This window comes from Bowmanella yangjiangensis (assembly GCF_017255015.1).
GTDB lineage: Bacteria > Pseudomonadota > Gammaproteobacteria > Enterobacterales > Alteromonadaceae > Bowmanella > Bowmanella yangjiangensis.
In genome coordinates this window covers 1-672 of the sequence record NZ_JAFKCS010000422.1, presented here as the reverse complement: position 1 = coordinate 672, position 672 = coordinate 1, and the positions used below count along the sequence as shown (strand labels likewise).

The 672-nt window shown below is 70.2% G+C and carries 1 protein-coding gene; it reads left to right on the top strand.

Going from position 1 to position 672, the window contains the following annotated elements; genetic code table 11:
- A partial coding sequence (locus J0A65_RS24930; protein WP_206596920.1) for a LysR substrate-binding domain-containing protein occupies positions 1-672 on the top strand: 672 nt, incomplete at both ends.

Here is a 672-nt window from a genome sequence, read left to right as displayed (position 1 = left end):
CTGGCTTTCGAGGCCGCTGCCCGGCACGAGAGCTACACCCGTGCAGCCAGGGAGCTGTCGCTGACGCAGAGTGCGGTCAGTCGTCAGGTGCAGGCGCTGGAGGCGCAGCTGGGCGTGCGCCTGTTTCGCCGCGAGGGGCGCAACATCGTGCTGACCGACGTGGGCCGGTTGTACCTGCGTGAACTCGGCGATGCCCTGGCGCAGATCCGCAGCGCCACGCTGCAGGCGGTGGCCTATGGCTCCGGCATGGGGACCTTGCGCCTGGCGCTGTTGCCAACCTTCGGCTCGACCTGGCTGCTGCCCCGGCTGAATCGCTTCTACGCGGCCAACCCCGGCGTGCAGGTGCATGTGCATTCGCGCATCCAGGCGGTGGATTTCGCCGACGGCGAGATCGACGCCGCGATCACCGTCGGCAGCGGCGACTGGCCGGAACTGGTGGTGCACCCGCTGCTGGAAGAAACCATGGTGGTGGTCGCCAGCCCCGCGCTGCTGGCGGCGGGCGAGGTGGTCGACGCCGAGACCATCGCCGCGCAGACGCTGCTGCAGGTGGCCAGCCATCCGCCGCTCTGGGCCAGCTGGTTCGCCCGCCATGGCCTGGCCCCGGAGCGCATGCGCAGCGGGCCCAACTTCGAGCTGACCTCGCACCTGTTGCAGGCAGTGCGCAGCGGTATC